Genomic DNA, 23,680 nt, shown 5'->3' with positions numbered 1-23,680 from the left:
GTACTGCGAAAGCGGGAGAGTAGGTCGCCGCCAGTTTTTTTTAAAAGCTCATCAAAGTAAATTGATGAGCTTTTTTTGCTCTAAAACTAAGAGGTAGTATTTTACTATACCTTATTAATCTAATCAGACTTAACATATACCCTACTAGAATCTTATTAACCATCACAATTAATATATATTTATACTATAAACACTCTGGCTTTATTTTTTTATCTCTTTTTTGCCTATTTTAGATAATTATAATAACTCAGAATGAAAGATGTAAAAATAGAGTTCAGGAAAGCTATTTATCCAATAGAAAAATCACTTGATGATTATCTTGAGAAGAATAATAGAAATACTCAAATTAAAATCTTCTATGATGACCTTCTAAGATTTTCAGGTTATACTTCTCTCTTTGATAAAGATGGGAAGGATACTTATTGGTTGGATGTTTTTTATCCTGAATTTGAGTATTTGGAAATTGAGGCAAGTCTTAATAAAATCTATACACTTTTACACTCAGATGGGGATGAAGAAACCTTACCGTTTTTAAAAGTCGATTCTATCCATTTTTGCACGTTTGGAAACTCTAAGCCTTTTAGAATCAGAGTTAGAAATATCCTCAATGATAATTATACCAACTTTTATATTAAAAAAGCAGATGCTTCTAGAATTTATGGGCTGGAGTTTGAGGATATTTTTTCGCCTAACAGAATCAACTTTCTTGTCTATAAAGATACTTTAATTGAAGAACACATTCTTGGAATTCCGGGCGATGTTTTTATTAAAAATTATTTGTTAGACTGCACTGAACTTGAAAAAGCTCAGATTGCGAAAGAGTTTGTAAAATTCAATGAAAGATGTATGATTGGTTTATTAGGTGATATGCGTTCATATAATTATGTGGTGATTCCTATTCACGATTTTGACCAAGTTGTTTACAGAATTAGAGCAATCGATTTTGACCAGCAGAGTTATGAAGGTCAACTTAAAATATATATTCCTCAGTATTTTAAAGAAAATGCTAAAATGGTAGAACTCGTTAATGAAAAACTAAAGCCAAATTCTATAGAACAATATAGAAAAGAGGTTCGCTCTGCAATTGCTAAAAGAGTTCTGACAAGTAATCAGAGATATAAAGATTTGATAGAAATTATGAAGACAGATAAAATTTCTACACCTGAAAAAATAGAAGAATTAAGCACGTCTCTTCTAAAGCTCACTTATAATTCTCAATTCAAAAAGTGTAAAAATATGGGAGAAATTTTGGAAACAGGAATTAATTTTATCATTAAGAATTACCAACATTCCCAAATAAAAAAATAGAGAAGCGCTATAAGCCGGATTCTGTTGAAGCTTGTTATTTATCTACGTTATACATTACTACATAACTTTTGCTGCCTACCCCTCATCAATGACCGAGCAGACCTTAACTGATGATATACTTGGCATTGCACCGCATAGAGTTTACCTGGTTTCACTACAGCCGAACTGTACATACTTTCTGTTGCACTTGTCCTATTTTCACAAATGACGGATGTTATCCGCTATGCTGCCCTACGGTGTCCGGACTTTCCTACCCAATTCGAAAATTGAATCAACAAGCCACGCTTCTCTGTTGCAAATTTACTAATAATGGCTGAGCTTTTACGCTTATTACCCAACTTCTTTACTGAAGACCACATCCAGAATTGAACATAATGTTTGAGATCGTCCCTATAAATCTTAGCGATGGATAGGCTTTCAAGATAACTAATAGTGAAAGCTCGAAAAGATGCCCGAAAAAGAATTGTTATTTTTGTATATTTCTTATCTTCGTTTCCAGAATGGAGAGTAAACAGAAAGAGTTTTCTAAATTGATAAAGAACAACCAAGGGCTTATAATAAAGGTCTCGCGTCTTTATACCCATTCTTTGGAAGACCAGGAAGACCTTTTTCAGGAGATTGTGTTACAACTCTGGAAATCTTACGACTCATTCCAAGGTAATTCCAAAATTTCTACGTGGATGTATCGTGTTGCGCTTAATACCGCAATCACATTATTCAGAAAAAAAACAAGACAGCCGCAGACGGACGAATTACAGGATTTTCACAGCAAGAATTTTTTAGAAGATTCTGATGAAAAACAGCAACAGATTTCCTTATTGTACAAGGTCATTAAAATGTTGCCCGATGTAGAAAGAGCAATCGTGATGATGTATCTGGACGATGAACCTTACAAGGAAATTGCAGAAACATTAGGAATCACGGAAGTAAATGCCAGAGTGAAAATGAACAGATTAAAGAAAACATTAAAAGAATTAATGATAAAGCATGCCTAACTCAGAAGACTTTGATATAGATTCTCTCAAAAAATCTTGGCAGGAACAGATGATTTCTGATGACTACAATCAAGACGAGATTGAGGTGATGCTCAATAAAAAATCCAGAAATTATGTAAAATATATTCTGTGGATTAGTGTGGCCGAATTTATCATATTCGGAATCATCAATTTCATAGCATTATTTTCATCCAGTTTTCATACAGATTTTACAAGTATTTTGAACAAACTTCAGATTAGAAATCAAAATGAAGTAGAGTTTTCTTTGGACAAAATCTATTATTGGATAAAAATTGCGAGTCTTGTCATTACCGGAATTTTCGTCATTATTTTTTATAAAAATTACAAAAAGATAAATGTAGAAGCTAACCTTAAGAAGTTTATTATCCATATAATTAACTTCAAAAAATCAGTCAATCTCTTTATCTTTAGTAATATCGTTCTATTATTTCTCTTCATAGGAAGTTTCACGAGTTTTATCATTTATACCATCAGACGACAAAATATCGAGATAGATAATCCAACATTTTGGGGCTTGGTTACTGGCGTTATTTTCAGTCTTTTGATTTGTATTATTCTCATTTTGCTCTATTACAAAATCGCTTACGGTATCATCCTGAAAAGACTTTCTAAGAATTTAAAACAACTGGAAAAGATAGATTCAGAGAAGGATAATTAATCTTTTGAGAGCTATTTCTGCTGAGTTTCTGCTGAAGGTAGTCGAAGTAAGCTGAGAGTGATTCAATTTTATCAATTCAACCGATTAAGGATTATGCTGTTGCAACAATTTTCCTTATCTTTGCTCCCACTAAAAGTTCTTTGAAATGCTGGGAAGAAGACAAATCCGCGAAAAAGTTGTAGAATCTTTGTATTCTTACTATCAAAACCCTATCAAGTTTGATGTTATTGAGAAAAATATGTTCTCAGAAATCAACAAAATCTATCATCTCTACATTTATGAACTCAACTTTCTTGTTGGTTTAAAGCGTTTGGCAGAAGACCAAATGGAAATCGGGAAAAACAAATTCCTGAAAACTAAAGAAGATGAAAATCCTAATCAAAAATTTACTAAAAACCAAATTCTCGCTCAGATAGAAGATAACGAGGAGAGAAGAAGTTTTTCTGAGAAACACAAAGAATTGATCTGGGACCCGAATGACGAGATTTTGGTAAAAACATTCCAAAGAATCAAGGCTGGGAAACGTTATCAGGATTATATGCAGGACGAAGAAATTTCGTTTGAAGATGACCAAAAATTCATTGGCAAATTGTTCCTGAGATACATCGCAGAAAACACAGATTTACACGAGAGATTCGAAGAAAAAGAGATGTCTTGGGCAGATGATTTTCACATTGCCAACTCTATGATTCAGAAAACTATTGGTTTTATGAAAGAGTCAGAAGCTTCCCATACTTTAATCAAAATGCTGAAAGATGATGAGGACGAAGATTTTGCAAGAAAACTTTTGAGATCATCTCTTAACAATTGGGAAGAGACAGAAAAGAAATTGGAATCCAAATTACTGAACTGGGATTTGGATAGAATTTCTTTGATTGACAGAATTATATTAGTGGCTGCTATTACAGAATTGGATCGTTTTCCATTAACAGCATCAAGAATTATCATTAATGAATATATTGATATTTCCAAGGTGTACGGAACAGAAAAATCCAATATCTTTATCAACGGAATTCTTGACAAATACACAAAAGATTTAAATAGAATATAATCAAAATATATTTTTAGTATTATGAAATCAATCAAAATATTAGCAGTAGCTGCACTTTGCACACTTGCTTTTTCTTGTAACAAAAAAGAAGAGACTTCTTCTTTAGAAACTGCAGATTCTGCTCAAACTGCTGCAACAGCAGAAGCAATGCCTCAAGAATCTGTTAATCCAGAAGACGAAGCGTTGGTGAAAGAAGCGCAAAGCAAACCACTGACAACTATTGCATTCAGCGAAACTGACCATAACTTTGGCGATATCAAAAAAGGTGAAAAAGTAGAGCACGTTTACGAAGTGACTAATACTGGAACTAATCCTTTGATTATCTCTAATGTGAAACCAGGTTGTGGATGTACAGTTCCTGACTTTACAAAAGAACCAATCTTGCCAGGTAAAAAAGGTAAAATCACTTTACATTTCGATTCTACAAACTTTGACGGAACAGTTTACAAAGCAGCAGATGTATTTGTAAATGTAGAAAAAGCTCCTGTGAAACTAACGTTCTCAGCTAACATTTTACCATAAGATTATGTTGACAGTATTTTTACAAGCGGCGCCACAGCAGTCTATGACGCCAACTTTGATAATGATTGGGTTGATGTTCGTCGGATTTTATTTTCTGATGATTCGTCCACAAATGAAAAAACAAAAGCAAGAGAAATCTTTCCAAGAAGCTTTGAAACCAGGTGCAAAAGTAGTGACAACTTCGGGGATGCACGGAACAATCTTTTCCATCACAGAAGACGGAGTAATTCTGGAAACATTGAGTGGAAAGCTAAAATTCGAAAAAGCGGCTATTTCCAGAGACTTTACAATCGCAAGATTTCCAGAAACTTTTGGAGTAGAAAAGAAGAAATAATTTCAACAATTATTCTAAATATTAATCGCCCGAAATCTAAGATTTCGGGCGATTCTTTTATTATCAAATCAACGATTTATCAAATTAACAAATCATTATTTCGTCACTTGATCAATAAATTCCAAAACAGAATCTTTGCTCCAATCCATCGAACTATCTTCTTTTTTCAGGATTCTTCCATCCTTTGCAATCAGATAAGTTGTGGGAAAAACTGTTGGCAGGATTTTCGGGTCGAGCGGACTTTCTGCAATGTAAACAGGAGCCGTATAATTATTCTCTTTCAAGAATTTTTTCACATCTTCCTCTTGATCTTGCATAGCAATCAGCGCAAATTCCATTTTGTCTTTTTTCAATTGATACAGTTTCTCAATCGTCGGCCATTCTGTTCTGCAAGGCGGACACCAAGTTCCCCAAAAATTAAGGAAAAGAACTTTTCCGCGCAGGTTTTTCAGATTCGTACTACTTGTGTTGATTCCTTTCAAATCGATGTTCAAAACATCTTCAGGAACCATTGTTTCATTATTGATTTTTGCCACTGTCGGGCTCATCGCAATCTGTTCCGATACAAAATCACGAAGCGGTTTTATCAATACAAAAGCAGACAAAACAACAACTAGAATAATATAGATTAGATTTTTTTTTAGAAAATTCATCAGAATCAAATTTAAAGTAATTCTAAAAGTTCCTCTATCGTATCAAAACCTCTGTTTTTAGCATAATAAGTCTGCAGTTCCACATAGAATTGGTCTTTGGTGAATTCTTCAGGATTTGCTTTATGTTTATTCAAAAGTTCAGTTCCGTGTTTTGGTCTTGGTCCCCAGTGTGCAATTTCCTTAAAATCCTCATCCAAGAAAATAACAATCGGAATTGATTTTCCACCGTTTGTCAGATAATTTTCAATCAAACTTGGTTCTTGATCACGGTAAGAAATTTTAACTTCGAATTGTTCAAAAAACTTAACAACAACTGGAATTACCTGACTGGCGTCTCCACACCAAGATTCAGAAATTATCAATATTTTCCCCTGGAAATTTTTATTGGCTAATTTTTCAACCTGTTCAGAATTTGGGAGATATTTTTCCCACATTCTGTTCATTCTTTGGATTCCCAATCGGTAATATTCAGCATAATCAGCTTCTTGCGTGTCTTTTGGATTGCCTAATCTTTCTCCCGCATCACGTAGATATTCTGTGTAAGAAACGGCGTTGTCCCAATATTGTTTGATATCCATTATTAATTTTTATTTAATAGAATTATTGTAATACATTTCTAATAATTCATCTGTGTTTCTATGATATTCGCTTAGTTTGTTGTCAATCAAATATTTTATATAGGTTTTTAAATCTTTGTGTCGAGAATCTTGGCTGAAATGATAATGTTTTTCATAATGCCAAAATAATGCTTTAGGATTCAAAAAATTGAGTGGATTTTCATCCTTATCACAAAAAGGATTTTCCGATTCCCCATTGTAATATTTATAATGCTGAAAATCATCATAAGCATCAAGTTCGCTCATTTGATATTATATTTTTCTGGTTTTATTGATTAAATACATATCTGCCAAAACAAATGCAGCCAAACTTTCAACGATAGGTACAGCTCTTGGAACTACGCAAGGATCGTGTCTTCCTTTACCTTCTACAGTTACAGATTCTCCATCTTTGTTGATGCTTTCCTGCGGACGAAGAATCGTTGCAACAGGTTTGAAAGCTGCTCGGAAATAGATATCCATTCCGTTCGATATCCCACCTTGGATCCCACCAGAAAGATTAGACTGCGTTGTTCCATCTTGATTGAAAAGGTCGTTATGCTCTTTTCCTGTCATTTTTGCACCGCAGAAACCACTTCCATATTCAAAACCTTTGCAGGCGTTGATATTCAGCATTGCCTTTCCAAGTTCAGCGTGGAGCTTGTTGAAAATAGGTTCGCCCAATCCAGTTGGGACATTTTTAATCACACAAGTCACCGTTCCACCAATTGTGTTGCCTTCTTTTTTGATTTCTTTGATTCTTTCAATCATCTTTTCGGCAGTTTCTTCATCTGGGCAACGCACGATATTGCTTTCGGTTTTAGAAAAATCCAAAGCCTGATAAGGTTTCTCGCAGAAGATTTCTCCAACCGAAGAAACATAAGCATTGATTTCAATCTCAGGAAGAAATTGTTTTGCTAAAGCTCCTGCAACAACCCAATTCAGAGTTTCACGAGCAGACGATTTCCCTCCACCGCGATAATCTCGGATTCCGAATTTTTGGTCGTAAGTATAATCGGCGTGACTGGGGCGATAAGCTTGCGCAATATGGTCGTAATCTTTGGAACGCTGGTTTTCGTTTTCTACAATGAAACCAATTGGTGTTCCTGTCGTTTTTCCATCAAAAATCCCTGATAAAAATCGAACTTTATCGCCTTCTTTTCTTTGTGTAACAATAGCAGATTGTCCTGGTTTTCTACGGTCAAGTTCCTGTTGAACTTTCTCAATATCGATTTCAAGACCAGCGGGAAAATTAGTAATAATCCCGCCATAAGCTTCTCCGTGACTTTCGCCAAAGGAAGAAAGCGTCAAAAAGTTTCCTAAAACATTAAACATAAATAGAAGTTAGATGTTAGAAATCAGAATCTAGACTTTAAAATAAAGGTTTTTCTGAAGTCAATAATTTCTTTAATACTTACAAATTTACGGATTTTAGAATGGACTAATATCTAAAATCTAAATTCTAATATCTATTTTTACAAAATGAATTCTAGTAAAACTGCTCTGATTCTCGGAGCTAATTCGGATGTTGCGAAACAAGCCATCAAACTTTACATTGGTAAAGGCTATTCTGTGATTGCAGCTTCCAGAAATCTAAAATCTCTTGATAATTTTGCTAATGAAAATCATCTGGATAAATCTAAAATAGAGATTAAATATTTCGATGCCACCGACTTTTCTTCGCATCAGAATTTCTATGATGAATTATCTGTAAAACCCAATATCGTTGTTTATGCTGCAGGATTTTTAGTCGAGAATCAGGAAGCTTTGAAGAATTTTGATAGAACTTTCGAAATGATGAAAACGAATTACATCGGAGCCGTTTCTATTCTTAATATTGTAGCAACAGATCAGTCGAACAAAAATCTGGAAAGAATTATTGGTTTATCATCGCTTTCAGGCGTTCGAGGTCGTAAAAGTAATTTTGTTTATGGAAGTACAAAATCTGCTTTTACACAATATTTGGCTGGACTTCGACAGGAATTGAATTCAAGAAAAATTACTGTGAATGTTTTGGTTATCGGTTATATCAACACCAAAATCAATGCTGGATTAGAACTTAATAAAAACTTGATAATGGAACCGGAATACGTTGCAAAGTTTATTATAAATGCTGGCAATTCTTTCACAATCGTTCCTAATTGGAAATGGAAAATTATCTACTGGATTTTGAAATTGTCTCCGGAATTTTTGGTAGCGAAACTGCCATAAATAAAAAAAGCGAGAAATTTTTCTCGCTTTTGATTTATGATTTTAAATTCAATTTCAGTTCCAGCTCATTCATTTGCTCATCCGCAATAGGCGCCGGAGCATCAATCATCACATCTCTTCCAGAATTGTTTTTCGGGAATGCGATGTAATCTCTGATCACTTCGTTTCCATCCAAGATTGCAACCAATCTATCGAATCCGAAAGCCAGACCTCCGTGAGGCGGAGCTCCGTATTTGAAAGCGTTCATCAAGAATCCAAATTGAGCTTCAGCTTCTTCTTTTGAGAAACCTAATAAATCAAACATTTTGGATTGTAAATCTTTATCAAAAATTCTGATCGAACCACCACCGATTTCGTTTCCGTTAAGAACCAAATCGTAAGCATTGGCTCTTGCTTTACCTGGGTCAGTTTCCAATAAACTAAAGTCTTCGGTTTTCGGAGAGGTGAATGGGTGGTGCATTGCGTGGTATCTTCCGCTTTCTTCATCAAATTCCAATAACGGGAAATCTACAACCCAAAGTGGTGCAAATTCGTTTCCTTTTCTTAATCCAAGACGGTTTCCTAATTCCATTCTCAAAGCTGAAAGCTGTGTTCTCACTTTGTCGGCATTTCCACTCATTAAGAACATTAAATCTCCAGCTTTTGCTCCGAATTTCTCAGCGATTTTTTTCAAATCTTCTTCAGAATAGAATTTGTTAACCGATGAAGTTAGAGCACCGTCGTTCTGGAATTTAATCCAAACCATTCCAGTTGCTCCGATTTGTGGACGTTTTACCCAATCAATCAATTCATCGATTTGTTTTCTTGTATAATCTGCAATGCCTTCAACATTAATCCCAACAACCAATTCTGAATCATCAAATATTTTGAAATCTTTTCCTTTTACTAATTCATTCACTTCCACGAATTCCATTCCGAAACGGATGTCCGGTTTGTCGTTTCCGTATTTCTGCATCGCATCGGCAAATGTCATTCTTGGGAAATCTCCGAACTCTTTTCCGGTGATGTCTTTTAGTAAAGTTTTGGTCATTCCTTCGAAAACATTCATAATGTCTTCTTGCTCTACGAAAGCCATTTCGCAATCTATTTGTGTGAATTCCGGTTGTCTGTCGGCGCGTAGATCTTCGTCACGGAAACATTTCACGATTTGGAAATATCTATCCATTCCGCCAACCATCAATAATTGTTTGAAAGTCTGCGGCGACTGTGGCAATGCATAAAATTGTCCAGGATTCATTCTGCTTGGAACTACGAAATCTCTTGCACCTTCTGGAGTAGATTTAATCAAAACAGGTGTTTCAACTTCAATGAAACCTGAATCTGAAAGATAATTTCTGACTTTCTGCGCCATTTTGTGACGGAAAATAAGTTTGTCTTTTACAGGATTTCTTCTGATATCCAAATATCTGTATTTCATTCTCAATTCTTCTCCGCCATCAGTTTCGTCTTCGATAGTGAAAGGAGGAAGTTCAGAAGCATTTAATATTTTTAAATCAGAAACCAAAATTTCGATGTCGCCAGTTGGGATTTTTGGATTTTTGGAAGCACGTTCGATAACAGTTCCTTCAACTTGAATCACAAATTCGCGACCTAATTTTTTAGCCGATTCCAATAATTCTTTTGAACTTCTTTCTTCGTCTAAAACCAATTGTGTAATTCCGTAACGATCTCGCAAATCGACCCAAATCATAAAACCTTTGTCACGGATGGTTTGTACCCAGCCGGAAAGTGTTACTTTTTCATTTAGATTTGCCAGCGTTAGTTCGCCGTTTGTGTGTGTACGGAACATTTTTTTTAAGATGTTAGATGTTAGACTTTAGATATTAGACTTTTAGTAGTCTAATTTCCGAGTGCAAAGATAAGGTTTTGTGAGAAATAATTTTGATTGATGTTGAAAGGTTTTTTGATGTCGAATACTGAATCTTGGCGCAGCGCGTAAGGGATAGTAGTGGATATCCTTTTTCTGTTCTTTGAACAGGAAAAGATAGTGACGGATAGCCCGACCCGAGTGATTGGCCCTTCGAGAGCCTCAGGATGACAAGCGTTGGCGAGGGATACGCCAAAGTATTGTTTAATTAAAAATTAATTCATAAATTCGTAATAATCAAATACTTAATTATTATGGGAAAAGGTGATAAAAAATCTACCAGAGGGAAAAGAGTACGTGGAAGTTACGGCAAAACAAGACCGAGAAAAACTTCTAAATCTGTAGTAGTTGTAGAAAAACCAACCAAAGTAAAAGCTGAACCAAAACCAAAAACAGCGAAACCAAAAGCTGAAAAAACAGAAGAAACTGAAGAAAAACCAAAAGTTAAACGCACAAAAAAAGCCGAAGAATAACCTTCGGCTTTTATATTTTTCATATGAAATTTATTTTCCAAAAATGTTTCCTAATAAACCGCCAAGTCCGCCTTGTTGAGATTGTTGTTGCTGATTTCCACCACCAAGAACACCTCCCAAGATATCACCCAAACCGCCTCCGGACGATTGAGTTGCTCCTCCGATAACGCTTCCAAGAATATCACTCAAAGGATTGTTCGATGCTTGAGCTTCCTGAGCAGAACCGCCAAGAATCCCACCTAACAAGTCTCCAAGTCCGCCTCCGGAATTAACATTGCTGGCTTGCTTTTGCTGACCGATATAACCCATAATAACAGGCGCCAAAGTTGCCAAAACCGGTCCTATTTTGTCTATAGAAATTCCTGTATTTGCAGATAATTGATTTTCTACATTAGCTTTGTTTCCACCGAAAATGTGGTCAAGAATTGAGTTGCCTTCAGCTTCTCTTTCTAATGCTTGAGCTGGATTGTTAAGAATGCTTCCATCGTGATGTTTGTCAAGCGTTGCGTTCAGTTTGTCTGCTTCTTCTGCATTTTCTGATTTCTTTTTCAAGTAACTAATCACCAAAGGCGCAGCTACAACTAATAATGCAATGATTTGATTTTTGCTGATTCCGAATTTGTTTTCAGCTTGTTCAGCGACTTGATTACCAGTGCTTCCCGTGATAAGGTCTAATAGACTCATAATTTATGTTTTATATTGTGATAGATCAAAGATAAAAAGATTTATGTAGTTTTAAAAAAAATTATTTTTTAAATATCGGAACATTGCTACACGCTTCCCCAAACATCAGAGATTTCACAAGCGGTTTCAGTTGCTCTACCAATTCCACATAAGCATTGTTCGGGATCATCTCGTCACTACAACCTTTTACCAAAACACGTTTGTCACGCATTTCAGAAAAATCATAAGTATGGATAGCATTATGCATCAGCAAAACTTCTAGATCTTCTCGGTTTCCAAAAACGATTTTCTTTGCAACATCTGTAATTTTAGAAGTAATCAGAAAATAAGCCCAAAGCGGAATTATCACATCTTCAGAACAATAGATATAAACATAAGCATCTTTATAAATTTTGTCATCAATATTTTTGATTTTCTCACGGAAGTCTTTTTCTCTCAAAATTTGTCCTTCCCAAAGAAAATCCTTGATGTCAATTCCCATACGTTTCCCTTTCGGAACCAAGTCAGAAATATCAAAATTCACCAATCCGCTATTTGCAACTTTATTTACGATTTCTTCCATTTTCTAAAATCTAATATTTTTTAGGAGCTATTTCCCGCTATCCGCTATATCTTTTTCTTTTTTTGCAAAAAAGAAAAAGGATGCCGCTACTATCGGGGCTAGGGATTTTGTCTGTAAAATCAAATTTTCCCGACAAATAGAACTTTCCCAATTCTAATAAACCAAAATGACTTATTTTTGTTCAAAGTTAATTATTTTGAACGGAAAACTTCTTTAGATTTATCTATCGAAAAGACTTTCAAAATCTAAAACCCAGAAACCTTGAAATATTACATAATAGCAGGAGAAGCTTCCGGCGATTTGCACGCTTCCAACTTGATGAAAGCCATAAAACAGAAAGACCAAAACGCAGATTTTCGTTTTTGGGGCGGCGATTTGATGCAGAAACAAGGCGGAACACTGGTCAAACATTACCGAGATTTAGCTTTTATGGGATTTTTGGAAGTTGTTCAAAACTTAAAAACTATCCTTAATAATATCAAATTCTGTAAAAAAGATATTTTGGAAAACAAACCTGATGTCTTGATTTTGGTAGATTATCCAGGATTTAATTTGAGGATTGCAAAGTTTGCCAAAGAATTGGGAATTAAAGTGGTTTATTATATTTCACCTCAGCTTTGGGCTTGGAAAGAAGGTCGTGTAGAAACCATCAAAAAATATGTGGATGAGACGCTTGTGATTCTTCCTTTCGAGAAAGATTTTTACAAAAAACATCAGGTAGAAGCCCATTTTGTTGGACATCCATTATTAGATGCAATAGAAGGTTTACCCCCGATTGATATTCAGGAATTCAAAAAAGAGAATCATCTTAATGATAAAGAAATTATTGCACTTTTGCCAGGTTCCAGAAAGCAGGAAGTCTCCAAAATGCTGGAATCGATGTTATCGGTAAGGAATGATTTTCCCGACTATCAATTTGTAATTGCTGGTGCGCCAAGTCTAGATAAAGATTTCTATAAGCAGTTTGTGGATGATGATGTGCATTTTGTTTCCAACAGAACTTATGATTTGCTGAGATGTTCCAAAGCGGCTTTGGTAACTTCTGGAACTGCAACTCTGGAAACCGCTTTGCTCAATATTCCGGAAGTAGTTTGCTACAAAGGAAGCAGGATCTCTTACGAAATTGGGAAACGATTAATTAAGAACATCAAATATATTTCTTTGGTCAACTTAATCATGGACAAAGAAGTCGTAACAGAATTAATTCAAAACGAACTGAATACTAAAAATCTCGTTGAAGAACTTAACAAAATCCTTAATACAAAAAAAAGAGAGGAGGTTTTGAATAACTACGAAGTTCTAAGAACAAAATTAGGTGGAAGCGGTGCCAGCCAAAACGCTGCAGAAATTATTGTAAACTTATAATCATGGAAAACATTCAGAATCAACTTCGAAAAATAGAATCGCTTTTACCAGAAATCGATAAAGAGAATTTACAGGTTTCCAAAGCTTCGGTTGGTTGGCATATAGAACATTCTTTATTAATCCTGAACGGAAGTCTGAAAGGTTTGACAATCACAAATCCAGAAAACTACAAACCGAAATTCAGTATCAAGAAGTTTATTTTTCTCAATTTTGGCTTGATTCCGAGAGGAAAAATTAAATCTCCAAAGCAATTCTTCCCATTAGAAACGCCGAGTAAAGAAAGTATTGAAAAGCTATTGGATCTAGCAAAAGAAAGATTGGAAGCGGTGAAAAATCTTCCTTCGAAATCCTATATCATCCATCCTTTTCTCGGCGACCTCGATAAAAAAAATACACTTAAATTTTTAGCTCTTCACACCAATCATCATTTGAAAATTATTGATGATATTTTGAAATAAATATTTCTTATCTTTATTTTTAGTTATTTCAACTTCCTTAATTGGTAAAGCTGAAGAAAAAACACACAAAAACAGAAATGAACTTCAATGAAAAAACAACCCTTATTAATTCTGTTAATATGCTTTATTACCGGAATTTTTTTTCAAGAATTTCTGTCTCCGAATAAAACTATAGTTTTTTTTCTTTTATTCTTTTCAGGAATTTCCGTGATTTCAATATTTTTTAGAAGTGCTCTTTTTCAAAAGATTAAATATTATCTCTTAGGATTTTTCTTTTTCTCGATTGGAATCTTTGTCCATTTTCAAAATTCTCAACAACAGAAATTACCAATTCTGAAAGAAAAAGAAACGATAATATTTGAACTGGATAAGAAACTCAATTCTAATGAAAAGAACAGGAAATATTATGTTGAAATTCTTGATGTTTCGGATTTAAAACAAAAAGAAAATTTTCCTTTCAAAACTGTTATCAGCATTCCAAAAGATGTAGAGGCTTTAGATTTTATCCATTATTACAAAGCCGAAGTTTACATTCATCAGCCTGAAGAAATCAAGAACGATTTTCAGTTTGATTACAAAAAATATCTGGCAAGACAAGATGTTTATTTCCAGGCTTACCTTCCAAATGATGTTCTGAAAACCGAAAAGAAATCAATTCTTTTTGAAGATAAAATCAAGCAAAAGCGTCTGGATATTCTCAATCAAATCAATCATTCTTCTTTGTCTCCGAAGATTCAGGAATTTCTAAAAGGAATCATTCTCGCCGATAGAACCGAAATGGATGCAGAAACAGTTAAAGATTTTAATCAAACCGGCTTGGTCCATCTTTTAGCAATTTCTGGTTCGCATATGGTGATTATTTTCTGGCTCACACTTTTAATTTTTAATCAAATTCTTCCAGTGAAGTTCAGAAAAGTTTCAATCGTTCTGAGTATTCTTTTGATTTGGACATTCGCCATTTTTATAGATTATGGAAGCTCTGTGATGCGAAGCTGCCTGATGATTACGTGTTATTATATGATGGTTTTGTTGCAGCGGAAATCAGATTTGTTGCATTCTTTGGCGTTATCGGCTTTTATTCTTTTGATTTTTGATTCAAATCAATTGTTTGATGTTGGATTTCAGTTGAGTTATGTTGCAGTTTTGGGAATTTGGTGGTTGACGAATCCAATTAAAAATCTGTTTAGGAAGCCAAGGTTCAAAGCTGAAAAGGTCTTTTATGAAATCTCCGCAATGACTTTTGCAGCGCAGATTGCGACTTTGCCTTTGGCAATTTATTATTTTCATCAGTTTTCTTTTGTCTCGATTATTGCCAATCTTTTGATTATTCCTTTATCTGAACTAATTATTGTTTCCTCTTTGGTAATAGTTATTTTGATTGCTTTTGGATTCAGTAATATTCCAGTTATTTACAAAGGTTTTGATGTTTTTGTTGAGTATATTTTAAAATTGATTCATTGGTTTTCCAACTTCGAATCGTTGATGACGAGAAATATTTCACTCAATATTTTTGAATTAAGTATTCTACTTTTGGTTATTTATTTCTTGAAATTCTTAATCAAAGACTTTTTCAATCCGAAGAATCTGCTGAGGTTTGGATTTTGTCTTCTTACATTTTTCGTTGTCAGAATTTCATTTAATCTTTATCAATATAATAAAGAAGAAATGCTTGTTCACGGTTTTTATAAAGAGAAAATCATTAGCATAAAAGATAAAGATCAAGTTGTTTTTTGGATGAAAGAAAATAAAAATGAAGACAAGATTCGGGATTTTGTCATCAACCCATATCTGACTTCAAGACGAATCAAGGATTTTAAAATCAATTATATTCCTGTAGATTCAGAAGCTTTTGTTTATGAAGGAAAGCAGTATGATTTCAAGTAATTATAGTTTTTATAAATAAAGTTTTGTATTTTCCATAAGAATTATGTATTTTTAGGAAAAACAAAAACTATGATGGATTTCTTTGTTGGTATGAGTACTTTACAGCAATCCTTTTGGTGGGTTGCCATTATTGCCAGTCTCATTTTCCTGGTTCAATTGATTTTTACAATTATCGGAACCGACTTTACAGATGGTTTGCACGCTGATTTCGACGGCGATTTGGATGCGGTTCACGGACCATTTCAGTTATTTTCTTTTAGGAATTTGATTAACTTCTTAATGGGATTTGGTTGGACAGGCGTTGCTTTTTATCATAGCTTCGAAAACCAAATGTTTCTTGTCATTTTAGCCGCAATCGTAGGTTGTTTGTTTGTGGTAATTTTCTTTATTGTCATCAAACAGATTTTGAAATTAACGGAAGATAATACTTTCAATATTGATAAACTGATTGGCAAAACCGCCGAAGTTTATTTGAGAATTCCTGAGCAAAAATCTGGGAAAGGTAAAGTCCAGGTTTCACTAAATGGAAGTAACCACGAACTTTTAGCGGTAACTGAAACTGAAGAAATCCCTTCTGGAAATCTTGTGAAGATTATCCGAATCGAGGAAAAAATACTAATTGTTGAAAAAATTTAATAGCATTATATGGAAATGATTAATGGAACATTTATTCTGATTCTGGTCGGGGTATTCGTATTATTTGTAACATTCTTGGCGTTGATTTCGCGCTATAAACGTTGTCCGTCGGACAAGATTTTGGTAATTTATGGAAAGACTGGTGGTAGCTCTGCCAAATGTATCCACGGTGGTGGTGCTTTTGTTTGGCCGGTGATTCAGGATTTTGCTTATTTGGATTTGAAGCCAATTTCTATCGAGGCTAATTTAACAAATGCACTTTCTCGTCAAAATATCCGTGTGGATGTGCCTTGTCGATTCACGATTGCTATTTCTACAGAACCAGATTCTATGGGAAATGCAGCAGAGAGATTATTGGGATTGTCTCCGGAACAGATTCAGGAATTGTCAAAAGACATCTTGTTTGGTCAATTACGTTTGGTAATTGCAACAATGACCATAGAGGAAATCAACTCAGACAGAGATAAGTTTTTGGATAATATCTCTAAAAACGTTGACACCGAATTAAAGAAAATCGGTTTGAAATTAATCAACGTTAACGTTACTGATATCAGAGACGAGTCTGGCTACATCGAGGCTCTTGGGAAAGAAGCAGCAGCGAAAGCGATTAACGAAGCAATTATATCCGTAGCAGAGCAAACGAAAATCGGGGAAACCGGAAAGGCGATTGCTGACAGAGAAAAAGATACTCAGATTGCGGAAACTCAGAGAGACCGTGACGTGAAGATTGCGATTACTCAAAAAGACAGAGAAATCAGTATTGCGTCAGCAGGAAAAGATGAATCGATTGGTAAGGCAGAAGCGGAAAGAGATGCGCGTATCGCGACTTCCGAAGCAAACTCATTAGCGGTAAAAGGAGAGAATGAGGCGAAAATTACCATTGCCAATTCGGATGCAGAAAGAAGAGAAAAAGAAGCGGAAGCTTTGAGAATTGCGACGGCTGCAGAGAAAGTTCAGGCAGCAAAAGCTTTGGAAGAATCTTATGTTGCGGAACAAAAAGCGGAAACTGCCAGAGCGGAAAGAGAGCGTTCTACACAACAAGCCAACATCGTGGTTCCTGCAGAGATTGCAAAACAAAAAGCCATCATCGATGCGCAGGCAGAAGCTGAGAAAATCAGACTGCAGGCTAAAGGTGAAGCCGATGCGATTTTTGCAAAAATGGAAGCAGAGGCAAAAGGTTTATTCGAAATCCTGACGAAGCAAGCGGAAGGTTACGACAAAGTGGTTCAGGCTGCAGGCGGCGATACCAACAGTGCATTCCAATTATTGTTGATTGAGAAATTGCCGGAGTTGGTTAAGACTCAGGTTGAAGCGGTTAAGAATATCAAGATTGATAAAGTAACGGTTTGGGATAGCGGAAACAATCCTGATGGAAATACGTCCACTGCCAATTTCGTTTCTGGAATGATGAAAACCGTTCCTCCTTTGAATGATTTGTTCAATATGGCTGGGCTGGATTTGCCTTCTTATCTTAAAGGGAAAGATGAAAAACAAACTGTTGAGGTAAGAGAAGCGAAAACAGAAACACCCCCAAAAGCAGAAGATGGTGCTGGACATTCTTAGTTTTTATATTAAAAAATGAAAGGTTATTTATACATTGATGAAAAGCAAATAGGAGAAGTATTCTTTACTATTATCGATGAAAGTATGGGAGTGATTGGAGGAGATTTGATTAAAAATGATAATTATCAAAAGTACCAGACAGTTATCCAAAAGCATTATGAAGAAAAAGGAGTTTCTAATATTGACGACTTTAATTTTAGAATTTTTCTTGATAATAATGTAGAATTGAAACCGGAAGGTGGAATTAGCATATCGGATTCGATAGATTTTGATGAAATTTATGTCGAGTCTGCAGGAAACAATTTATCAAATCTGACAGATTGAAAAAGTAATTATTAATTTAAAGCTTAATCAATTATAACAAACGTGCATTTTGTTTAAAAGACACGAGAGTTTTAATGAAAAGACACGTATGTTTTTGAACACATCAGCAAACCATCTGTTCATCAGACTTATAGAAAGGGAATTTTTTGACTTTAAAATCAATAAAAAAACCTCCTGAAAAATTACTTTCAGGAGGCTTTTTTTTATCTTACTTGTGGCGCAATTTTGTCACCAAATAGTTGGATTGATTTCATCATCACATCGTGTGCTGGATCACCCACATCCATATGTCCTATGAATCTTGTCAAACCAAATAGTTCTTTCATTTCATTAATTTTGTCCGCAACTTCATTCGCTGTTCCAATAAACAATGCGCCGTCTTTGCTTCTTCCGCCTTCGTATTGTTCTTTGGTATATGGCGCCCATCCTCGGGTTCTGCCGATTCTGTCCATCTGAGATTTGTAGTTGAAGAAATATTGGTCAATATCTTTCTGGTCATCACTCACGAAAGTATGGGAATGGATGGCAATCTGCATTTTGCTTTCGTCGTGTCCTGCTCTCAGATATTCTTGTTTATAAAACTCGATGAGATTTTTGAATTGTCTTGGCATTCCACCAATGATTGCGACAATTAATGGTAATCCCAATTTCGCTGCTCTTAGAACAGATTCCGGAGTTCCGCCAACAGCAATCCAAATCGGTAAGACACCGTTGTTGAAAGCTCTTGGATAAACTGTTTGGTTTTCCATTGGTCTTCTTAAGATTCCGCTCCAGCTTACATTTTCTTCGTTATTGATTTTCAGTAATAAGTCCAATTTTTCTTCAAACAATTGATTGTAATCAGACAAATCGTAACCATACAAAGGAAAAGACTCAATAAAACTTCCTCTTCCAACAAAGATTTCGGCTCTGCCTTTTGATATCAAATCAATCATAGAGAAATCTTCATAAACTTTCACAGGTTCAGAAGAACTTAGAACCGTTACACCACTTGCTAGTTTGATATTATTGGTGATGCTTGCTGCAGCTGCCAAAAGGATTTCGGGAGAAGACACGGCATAATCTGCACGGTGATGCTCACCCATTGCGAAAACATCCAGACCAACTTGGTCCATCAGTTTTACCTGCTCAAGAATCTCATTTAGTTTTACACTTGCATCTCTATATTTTCCGGTTTTGGTGTCTAGAGAAACATCTCCGAACATCCCTATTCCTAATTCCATAATAGTCTCATTTTTTATAGTACAAATTTAGGGTTTACGATTTTGGTTCGCATTGATGTAGGGTAATTATGAATGTCATTCATTAAACTAATTAAAAGCCCCAGAAAAAAATCTGAGGCTAAAAAAAATTAAAAAGAAGAAAAAAAATTATTTTACAATAACTCTCTTCACATCACCTTCCGAGGTCTTTACTAAATAAACACCTGTAGAAAGTTTGGAAGTATCAATTGTTAAAGCATTGTTTTCTTTGGATAACATCTTTCCAGACATATCATACAACTCGTAACCTTGGGCTCTGTTAAAATAAAGAACGTTTCCTTTGTTCACAGGATTTGGGAAGATGTTGAAAGTCGCTTTTTCGTTTTTCACATCACCTGTTGCCAACTCGGGAGAAAGTGCTACCTCATACATAGATAAAGTGCCGCTTATTTCGTTAGCGACTACCACATAGCCTTTTCCTGTTGCAGAGTTTGCAGGCGCGATGTAAGTGATGCCTTCTGGACCGTTATCTCCGCCGAATGCTGATGTCATTCTAGAATGTTTGTAATCTGTAAATGTTACATTATTTGGGTCAGTTACATTGTAAACCATTACACCACCGGTTCTTTCCAAAGTGATGAAAGCGAAAGTCTGTCCACTGATATTGGCTAATGTCACACCTTCTGGTTCTGGACCTTTTGCTCGGCTTCTGGATTTGATTCCATTCGCTTCGTTATCTGCATTGAAAATCAAAGGATGATTAGCTGCAATATATCTTTCAAATTGGTCGCCACTGTCATAAACAATCGCTTTCGTATCAGCATTGAAGATAGAGAAAGACCTTGCTCCCAAAGCATTGATTTCCTCAAAATTAGAATTTAAATCATTATTTCCGTTCACATTAGTTACTCTGAATCTTCCTAAGTTGTGGGAAGCTTTTAGGATTGAAGAGTTCGGGAAATTATTTGGATTTAATACATAACCATTCGCTCCGACAGTTGTTCTCTCGCTGAATCCTCCCAAATCTTTTTCATCACCTTCGTTAGCTGTCACCAGATAATTGGTATTTCCGATTTTGAAAGAAGCCATCGCATCCGGATTATAGTAAGCTTTTACAGGCCAATTTGCAATCAGGACTTCGCCGTTATTGTCAGAAGCGTCAAAACCATTTCCTGGCAGATTCATATCTTTTTTGCCTAATCCCCAGATGTTTCCTAAAGCATTAGTTGTAAGGTCAACCTCGATAATTCCATTGTTTTCCTGACAAGAAACCCAAGCTTTCTGGCTGTCTGAGCTGATAGCAATATATTCTGGTTCCAAATCCTGAGCTAATGTACTTGTTGATTTAACCTTTCTTCCGCCTGAGGCTATGAATGCTGCTTCCTGAGCATTGTAACCATCAAAAGAAAGTGTGGTTACATTGGACTGGGAAATATTAGCAACTCCTGCTGAGATATCAATAATACTGATAGAACCTTCTGGGTCAACCGTGTAAGCATCATTTGGCTCGCCCTCGTTGGCGGTCATTACTTTGTTCCCGTCTGGTGTGAAAGTTACCATATCCGGCAAAACACCAACCGTTAATTGTTTCTGGAAATTTCCATTAATATCAAAGAAAACAACAGAGCCATTGCTTTGAGCGTCTGTTCCATTAGGAGATGCAACGGCAAGAATGCCATTTTTCACAGCGATACTTGTGATTCCGCCGTAAGGTTTCATATCAACTGTTTTGATGACAGTCGGCGTTGTTGGATTTGAGAAATCGATGATATCGAAAACATCTGTCAAAGAACTGATTGTAAATAATCTTTGAGTCTGTGGGTCGTGAACAACAATCTCTGTAGAGCTGTTTCCATTACTGGAAGGGTCAAAACTTCCGATGTAATTTAAAGTGATTTGGTTTGATGGCGCTGGCGCAGGTTTATCATTGTCAATAATATAAATGGTAGAAGAAGTATCTCCCGAAATCGTAGTACCAACAGGATTTTCAAGACTTAAAACAAAATATTCTGCTTGCTGCTCTAATGTAGCATCATCAACGATTGGGATGTTGACATTATAAGTTGAAGTTCCAGGAACGATATTAATTGTCTCAGAGGTAAATGTATAATCATTGCTATCTGCAGTTCCGAAAGTTGGTTTTGCTAACAAATTAACTGTCGCATTAGAAGGATTATTTACATTGATTTTGAATGCCAAAGTTCCTGCATTTTCATCCACTTTAATCAAAGTTTTGTCTAATGAAATACTCGTTCCCGCCGTTGTGAAAGTTGATGAGGTTGAAGTTGTAACAGCGTTGTCACTTTCGTCTTCAATTACATTTGGTTTTAAAGCCAAATAATAAGCTTGATTAGGAATTAATCCACCAGTTGGAATCACTGTGATTTGATTAGCAGCAAATGTTGTTGTGAATGGAACCGTATTTCCAGAGGCGTTATTCAATTTTAATTCAACAAGATTCTGAGCATTAGCAGAAGTAATAGGAGAATTGTCAATCAATCTTATATTCTCATTGAATTTGATTGTAGGATGAACAGTTGTAGAAGCATTGTTAACATTATTTGCAGGCGAATAAGTTACAGTTGGAGCAGTTGTGTCTGTTCCTCCAATAACATCAGCATCTACTGAAAAATTGTCAAATCTGTTATTCCCGACTATTCCTCCAGCACCTTGAGTGAACTGAACTTTAAGTTTGAAATTGGGATTGTTGGCAACACCTGCAATTCCTGAAAAATCAAAAGTAATCAACTCTGGATTTTCATCTTTTGAAACAACAGTTTTATATTCAAGGAAAGTCGTTCCGTCCAAAGAGTAAGTCCAAACTTGATTTCCTGGTCCAGAGCCAGACCTTCTTGTTGAGAATTTTACCACAACATTATTATAACCTGAAGTTGGTAAAGAAAATTGGATGTTTCCGTTGATTGGATAGTTATATCTCAAATGCGTTCCAGAAGCATCACCGTTTCTTGCATTCAGATTATTTACATTGAAGTTTTGTCCCGTTCCGTTGGCAAATGCAATGTACGTAAATGGCTCATCTGTTCCTGTTTGCAACGCATTGATGACACCATTCTGCATCGCAGCAGAAGTAGAAGGTTTTGTGATAGCTTCCACAGAAGTACTATCGTTGAAGTTCCAGTAATGAATTAATGTTTGTGCCTGAGTTGTACTAAAGAACATAGCAGCAATCGGCAAAAGACCTTTCAAAAGGTAGTTGTTTTTCATTTTTACTTTTATTTAGATTTGCGTAAAGATGAAACAATATCCTCTTCGGGTACTTTAAATCAATTTTAATTAATATTTAATAAAGTTTGTGATAATGGGTGTTTTCGGGAAGATTTGAAATGAAAATTAATCCAGAATTATTATTAATATAACTGAGTCTAGATGTAATTTTTTGCAATTTAGACGTCCTTATTTTTTGTCGATAATTGATGTGTAAATATTATGAATCAAACCATCTGCGACAGAAATTTTCGGAACATAGATATGTTTAATCTCTGCCCAATTCATTACGTTGTTGAAGATTTGAAGCGCAGGGACAATCACATCCGCACGGTCTTCGCGGAACTGATAAAGTTGCATCCGTTCTTGCACAGACAGATTTTGCATCTCTTTCAGATATTTTTTGATGACAGAAACGGGCATTGGTTTGCCGTCTTTGGTTTTGCTTAGAGAAAATATTTTGTTGATGTTCCCGCCTGAACCGATTGCTACGACAGGTTTTTTACTTTTGATTTTATCTTTGATTTCTTCCTTCATCTCATCCCAGGCAGATTGAGAAACCAAACCATTCAGTAATCTGATGGTTCCGATGTTGAAAGAATGTTCATATTTCATTTTATTATTCTCATAAAAAGTGAGTTCCGTAGAACCGCCGCCTACGTCTATATATAAATAAGCAAAATTTTTGTCCAGTCCTTCTGCAACGTGGTTTTCATAAATCAACGTCGCTTCTTCGTCTCCTGAAATGATTTCTATATTGATGTCGGCTTCTTCTTTGACGATGTCGATAATTTCCTGACCATTTTTCGCATCACGCATTGCACTTGTTGCACAAGCACGATAATGTTCTACTTTGTACATTGCCATCAACTGGCTGAAAATCTTCATTGTGTTGATAGCCATCTGCTTTCTCTCCGCACCAATTTCACCTTTGCTGAAAACATCAAAACCTAGTCGCAAAGGGATTCTCAGAAGATTCAGTTTAGTGTATTCAACTTTTCCTTTAGACTCTTTTACTTCATTGATGAGCAGTCTTGCGGCATTACTTCCTATGTCTATAGCGGCGATTATCATTTTCTAGTGACGAA

At 35.4% G+C, this 23,680-nt stretch carries 24 protein-coding genes and 1 other RNA gene; 14 read left to right on the top strand and 11 right to left on the bottom strand.

Going from position 1 to position 23,680, the window contains the following annotated elements; translation table 11 throughout:
* The first annotated feature begins 252 nt into the window (after positions 1 to 252).
* Positions 253 to 1,308, top strand: a complete 1,056-nt coding sequence (locus V7P73_RS12650; protein ID WP_333854233.1) for a hypothetical protein — start codon at positions 253 to 255, stop codon at positions 1,306 to 1,308.
* Here the strand turns inward: V7P73_RS12650 and rnpB are convergent.
* An RNA gene (gene rnpB / locus V7P73_RS12645) (RNase P RNA component class A) lies at positions 1,303 to 1,599 on the bottom strand. The genes V7P73_RS12650 and rnpB overlap by 6 nt on opposite strands.
* Positions 1,600 to 1,808: 209 nt before the next feature.
* On the opposite strand from rnpB, the gene V7P73_RS12640 reads away from it, so the two are divergent.
* The 5 genes from V7P73_RS12640 (at position 1,809) to yajC (ending at position 4,889) form a co-directional block, all read left to right on the top strand.
* Positions 1,809 to 2,303: an RNA polymerase sigma factor gene (locus V7P73_RS12640; protein WP_248875709.1), complete on the top strand. Its 495-nt coding sequence runs from the start codon at positions 1,809 to 1,811 to the stop codon at positions 2,301 to 2,303.
* Entirely contained in the window at positions 2,296 to 2,982 is a 687-nt protein-coding gene (locus tag V7P73_RS12635; protein WP_333854229.1) for a beta-carotene 15,15'-monooxygenase, read from the top strand. The genes V7P73_RS12640 and V7P73_RS12635 overlap by 8 nt, the downstream gene beginning before the upstream one ends.
* A gap of 145 nt (positions 2,983 to 3,127) precedes the next feature.
* Entirely contained in the window at positions 3,128 to 4,033 is a 906-nt protein-coding gene (locus tag V7P73_RS12630; RefSeq protein ID WP_333854227.1) for a transcription antitermination protein NusB, read from the top strand.
* 21 nt (positions 4,034 to 4,054) lie between these two features.
* Positions 4,055 to 4,555: a DUF1573 domain-containing protein gene (locus tag V7P73_RS12625; RefSeq protein ID WP_333854225.1), complete on the top strand. Its 501-nt coding sequence runs from the start codon at positions 4,055 to 4,057 to the stop codon at positions 4,553 to 4,555.
* 4 nt (positions 4,556 to 4,559) lie between these two features.
* Positions 4,560 to 4,889, top strand: a complete 330-nt coding sequence (gene yajC / locus V7P73_RS12620) for a preprotein translocase subunit YajC (protein WP_333854223.1) — start codon at positions 4,560 to 4,562, stop codon at positions 4,887 to 4,889.
* Between the two features lie 95 nt (positions 4,890 to 4,984).
* Here the strand turns inward: yajC and V7P73_RS12615 are convergent, their stop codons facing one another.
* The 4 genes from V7P73_RS12615 to aroC are packed head-to-tail and all read right to left on the bottom strand — an operon-like array spanning position 4,985 to position 7,473.
* A complete protein-coding gene (locus V7P73_RS12615; protein ID WP_333854221.1) occupies positions 4,985 to 5,542 on the bottom strand; it encodes a TlpA family protein disulfide reductase in 558 nt (185 codons plus the stop codon).
* Between the two features lie 11 nt (positions 5,543 to 5,553).
* A complete protein-coding gene (locus V7P73_RS12610; RefSeq protein WP_333854219.1) occupies positions 5,554 to 6,120 on the bottom strand; it encodes a thioredoxin family protein in 567 nt (188 codons plus the stop codon).
* A 9-nt stretch (positions 6,121 to 6,129) separates the two neighbouring features.
* The gene (locus V7P73_RS12605) at positions 6,130 to 6,405 is read right to left on the bottom strand and encodes a hypothetical protein (protein WP_333854217.1); all 276 of its coding nucleotides are present in this window, start codon (positions 6,403 to 6,405) and stop codon (positions 6,130 to 6,132) included.
* Positions 6,406 to 6,411: 6 nt separating this feature from the next.
* A complete protein-coding gene (gene aroC / locus V7P73_RS12600; RefSeq protein ID WP_333854215.1) occupies positions 6,412 to 7,473 on the bottom strand; it encodes a chorismate synthase in 1,062 nt (353 codons plus the stop codon).
* 147 nt (positions 7,474 to 7,620) lie between these two features.
* Here aroC and V7P73_RS12595 point away from each other — a divergent pair, with 147 nt between their 5' ends.
* Entirely contained in the window at positions 7,621 to 8,349 is a 729-nt protein-coding gene (locus V7P73_RS12595; RefSeq protein WP_333854213.1) for an SDR family NAD(P)-dependent oxidoreductase, read from the top strand.
* 34 nt (positions 8,350 to 8,383) lie between these two features.
* Here V7P73_RS12595 and aspS read toward each other — a convergent pair whose 3' ends face one another.
* The gene (gene aspS, locus V7P73_RS12590) at positions 8,384 to 10,138 is read right to left on the bottom strand and encodes an aspartate--tRNA ligase (RefSeq protein ID WP_333854211.1); all 1,755 of its coding nucleotides are present in this window, start codon (positions 10,136 to 10,138) and stop codon (positions 8,384 to 8,386) included.
* Positions 10,139 to 10,470: 332 nt separating this feature from the next.
* Between aspS and V7P73_RS12585 the strand changes: the two genes are divergently transcribed.
* A complete protein-coding gene (locus V7P73_RS12585) occupies positions 10,471 to 10,689 on the top strand; it encodes a 30S ribosomal protein THX (protein ID WP_333854209.1) in 219 nt (72 codons plus the stop codon).
* A gap of 30 nt (positions 10,690 to 10,719) precedes the next feature.
* Here the strand turns inward: V7P73_RS12585 and V7P73_RS12580 are convergent, their stop codons facing one another.
* A complete protein-coding gene (locus tag V7P73_RS12580; RefSeq protein WP_333854207.1) occupies positions 10,720 to 11,373 on the bottom strand; it encodes a DUF937 domain-containing protein in 654 nt (217 codons plus the stop codon).
* Between the two features lie 61 nt (positions 11,374 to 11,434).
* Entirely contained in the window at positions 11,435 to 11,935 is a 501-nt protein-coding gene (locus V7P73_RS12575; RefSeq protein ID WP_333854205.1) for a DUF2480 family protein, read from the bottom strand.
* Between the two features lie 261 nt (positions 11,936 to 12,196).
* Here V7P73_RS12575 and lpxB point away from each other — a divergent pair, with 261 nt between their 5' ends.
* The 6 genes from lpxB (at position 12,197) to V7P73_RS12545 (ending at position 18,165) form a co-directional block, all read left to right on the top strand.
* Positions 12,197 to 13,300 (top strand): lipid-A-disaccharide synthase, encoded by a 1,104-nt coding sequence (gene lpxB / locus V7P73_RS12570; protein WP_333854203.1) that lies wholly within the window; start codon positions 12,197 to 12,199, stop codon positions 13,298 to 13,300.
* A 2-nt stretch (positions 13,301 to 13,302) separates the two neighbouring features.
* Complete coding sequence (locus V7P73_RS12565) at positions 13,303 to 13,758, top strand: DUF1569 domain-containing protein (RefSeq protein ID WP_333854201.1); 456 nt, start codon at positions 13,303 to 13,305, stop codon at positions 13,756 to 13,758.
* Positions 13,759 to 13,845: 87 nt separating this feature from the next.
* Entirely contained in the window at positions 13,846 to 15,642 is a 1,797-nt protein-coding gene (locus V7P73_RS12560) for a ComEC/Rec2 family competence protein (protein WP_333854199.1), read from the top strand.
* Positions 15,643 to 15,711: 69 nt separating this feature from the next.
* Entirely contained in the window at positions 15,712 to 16,278 is a 567-nt protein-coding gene (locus V7P73_RS12555; protein WP_333854197.1) for an NfeD family protein, read from the top strand.
* Between the two features lie 15 nt (positions 16,279 to 16,293).
* Positions 16,294 to 17,841 carry a flotillin family protein gene (locus V7P73_RS12550; RefSeq protein ID WP_442896971.1) on the top strand — a complete coding sequence of 516 codons (1,548 nt, stop codon included), beginning with the start codon at positions 16,294 to 16,296 and terminating at the stop codon, positions 17,839 to 17,841.
* A gap of 15 nt (positions 17,842 to 17,856) precedes the next feature.
* Entirely contained in the window at positions 17,857 to 18,165 is a 309-nt protein-coding gene (locus V7P73_RS12545; RefSeq protein WP_333854193.1) for a hypothetical protein, read from the top strand.
* Positions 18,166 to 18,368: 203 nt separating this feature from the next.
* Here the strand turns inward: V7P73_RS12545 and V7P73_RS12540 are convergent, their stop codons facing one another.
* The 3 genes from V7P73_RS12540 to V7P73_RS12530 all read right to left on the bottom strand — a co-directional run bounded on the left by V7P73_RS12540 (position 18,369) and on the right by V7P73_RS12530 (position 23,666).
* Positions 18,369 to 19,388 carry an LLM class flavin-dependent oxidoreductase gene (locus V7P73_RS12540; protein WP_089770847.1) on the bottom strand — a complete coding sequence of 340 codons (1,020 nt, stop codon included), beginning with the start codon at positions 19,386 to 19,388 and terminating at the stop codon, positions 18,369 to 18,371.
* A 147-nt stretch (positions 19,389 to 19,535) separates the two neighbouring features.
* Positions 19,536 to 22,592: a choice-of-anchor I family protein gene (locus tag V7P73_RS12535; protein ID WP_333854192.1), complete on the bottom strand. Its 3,057-nt coding sequence runs from the start codon at positions 22,590 to 22,592 to the stop codon at positions 19,536 to 19,538.
* 189 nt (positions 22,593 to 22,781) lie between these two features.
* Positions 22,782 to 23,666, bottom strand: a complete 885-nt coding sequence (locus V7P73_RS12530; protein WP_333854190.1) for a Ppx/GppA phosphatase family protein — start codon at positions 23,664 to 23,666, stop codon at positions 22,782 to 22,784.
* Positions 23,667 to 23,680: the final 14 nt, after the last annotated feature.

Source organism: Epilithonimonas sp. (assembly GCF_036780765.1).
GTDB lineage: Bacteria > Bacteroidota > Bacteroidia > Flavobacteriales > Weeksellaceae > Epilithonimonas.
The sequence above is the reverse complement of the archived record's forward strand: the minus strand, read 5'-3'. Positions and strand labels throughout refer to the sequence as shown.

Coding starts and splice junctions, on each gene's coding strand:
- V7P73_RS12650 (WP_333854233.1), top strand. CDS start 253: ATGAAAGATGTAAAAATAGAGTTCAGGAAAGCTATTTATCCAATAGAA.
- V7P73_RS12640 (WP_248875709.1), top strand. CDS start 1,809: ATGGAGAGTAAACAGAAAGAGTTTTCTAAATTGATAAAGAACAACCAA.
- V7P73_RS12635 (WP_333854229.1), top strand. CDS start 2,296: ATGCCTAACTCAGAAGACTTTGATATAGATTCTCTCAAAAAATCTTGG.
- V7P73_RS12630 (WP_333854227.1), top strand. CDS start 3,128: ATGCTGGGAAGAAGACAAATCCGCGAAAAAGTTGTAGAATCTTTGTAT.
- V7P73_RS12625 (WP_333854225.1), top strand. CDS start 4,055: ATGAAATCAATCAAAATATTAGCAGTAGCTGCACTTTGCACACTTGCT.
- yajC (WP_333854223.1), top strand. CDS start 4,560: ATGTTGACAGTATTTTTACAAGCGGCGCCACAGCAGTCTATGACGCCA.
- V7P73_RS12615 (WP_333854221.1), bottom strand. CDS start 5,542: ATGAATTTTCTAAAAAAAAATCTAATCTATATTATTCTAGTTGTTGTT.
- V7P73_RS12610 (WP_333854219.1), bottom strand. CDS start 6,120: ATGGATATCAAACAATATTGGGACAACGCCGTTTCTTACACAGAATAT.
- V7P73_RS12605 (WP_333854217.1), bottom strand. CDS start 6,405: ATGAGCGAACTTGATGCTTATGATGATTTTCAGCATTATAAATATTAC.
- aroC (WP_333854215.1), bottom strand. CDS start 7,473: ATGTTTAATGTTTTAGGAAACTTTTTGACGCTTTCTTCCTTTGGCGAA.
- V7P73_RS12595 (WP_333854213.1), top strand. CDS start 7,621: ATGAATTCTAGTAAAACTGCTCTGATTCTCGGAGCTAATTCGGATGTT.
- aspS (WP_333854211.1), bottom strand. CDS start 10,138: ATGTTCCGTACACACACAAACGGCGAACTAACGCTGGCAAATCTAAAT.
- V7P73_RS12585 (WP_333854209.1), top strand. CDS start 10,471: ATGGGAAAAGGTGATAAAAAATCTACCAGAGGGAAAAGAGTACGTGGA.
- V7P73_RS12580 (WP_333854207.1), bottom strand. CDS start 11,373: ATGAGTCTATTAGACCTTATCACGGGAAGCACTGGTAATCAAGTCGCT.
- V7P73_RS12575 (WP_333854205.1), bottom strand. CDS start 11,935: ATGGAAGAAATCGTAAATAAAGTTGCAAATAGCGGATTGGTGAATTTT.
- V7P73_RS12565 (WP_333854201.1), top strand. CDS start 13,303: ATGGAAAACATTCAGAATCAACTTCGAAAAATAGAATCGCTTTTACCA.
- V7P73_RS12560 (WP_333854199.1), top strand. CDS start 13,846: ATGAAAAAACAACCCTTATTAATTCTGTTAATATGCTTTATTACCGGA.
- V7P73_RS12555 (WP_333854197.1), top strand. CDS start 15,712: ATGATGGATTTCTTTGTTGGTATGAGTACTTTACAGCAATCCTTTTGG.
- V7P73_RS12550 (WP_442896971.1), top strand. CDS start 16,294: ATGATTAATGGAACATTTATTCTGATTCTGGTCGGGGTATTCGTATTA.
- V7P73_RS12545 (WP_333854193.1), top strand. CDS start 17,857: ATGAAAGGTTATTTATACATTGATGAAAAGCAAATAGGAGAAGTATTC.
- V7P73_RS12540 (WP_089770847.1), bottom strand. CDS start 19,388: ATGGAATTAGGAATAGGGATGTTCGGAGATGTTTCTCTAGACACCAAA.
- V7P73_RS12535 (WP_333854192.1), bottom strand. CDS start 22,592: ATGAAAAACAACTACCTTTTGAAAGGTCTTTTGCCGATTGCTGCTATG.
- V7P73_RS12530 (WP_333854190.1), bottom strand. CDS start 23,666: ATGATAATCGCCGCTATAGACATAGGAAGTAATGCCGCAAGACTGCTC.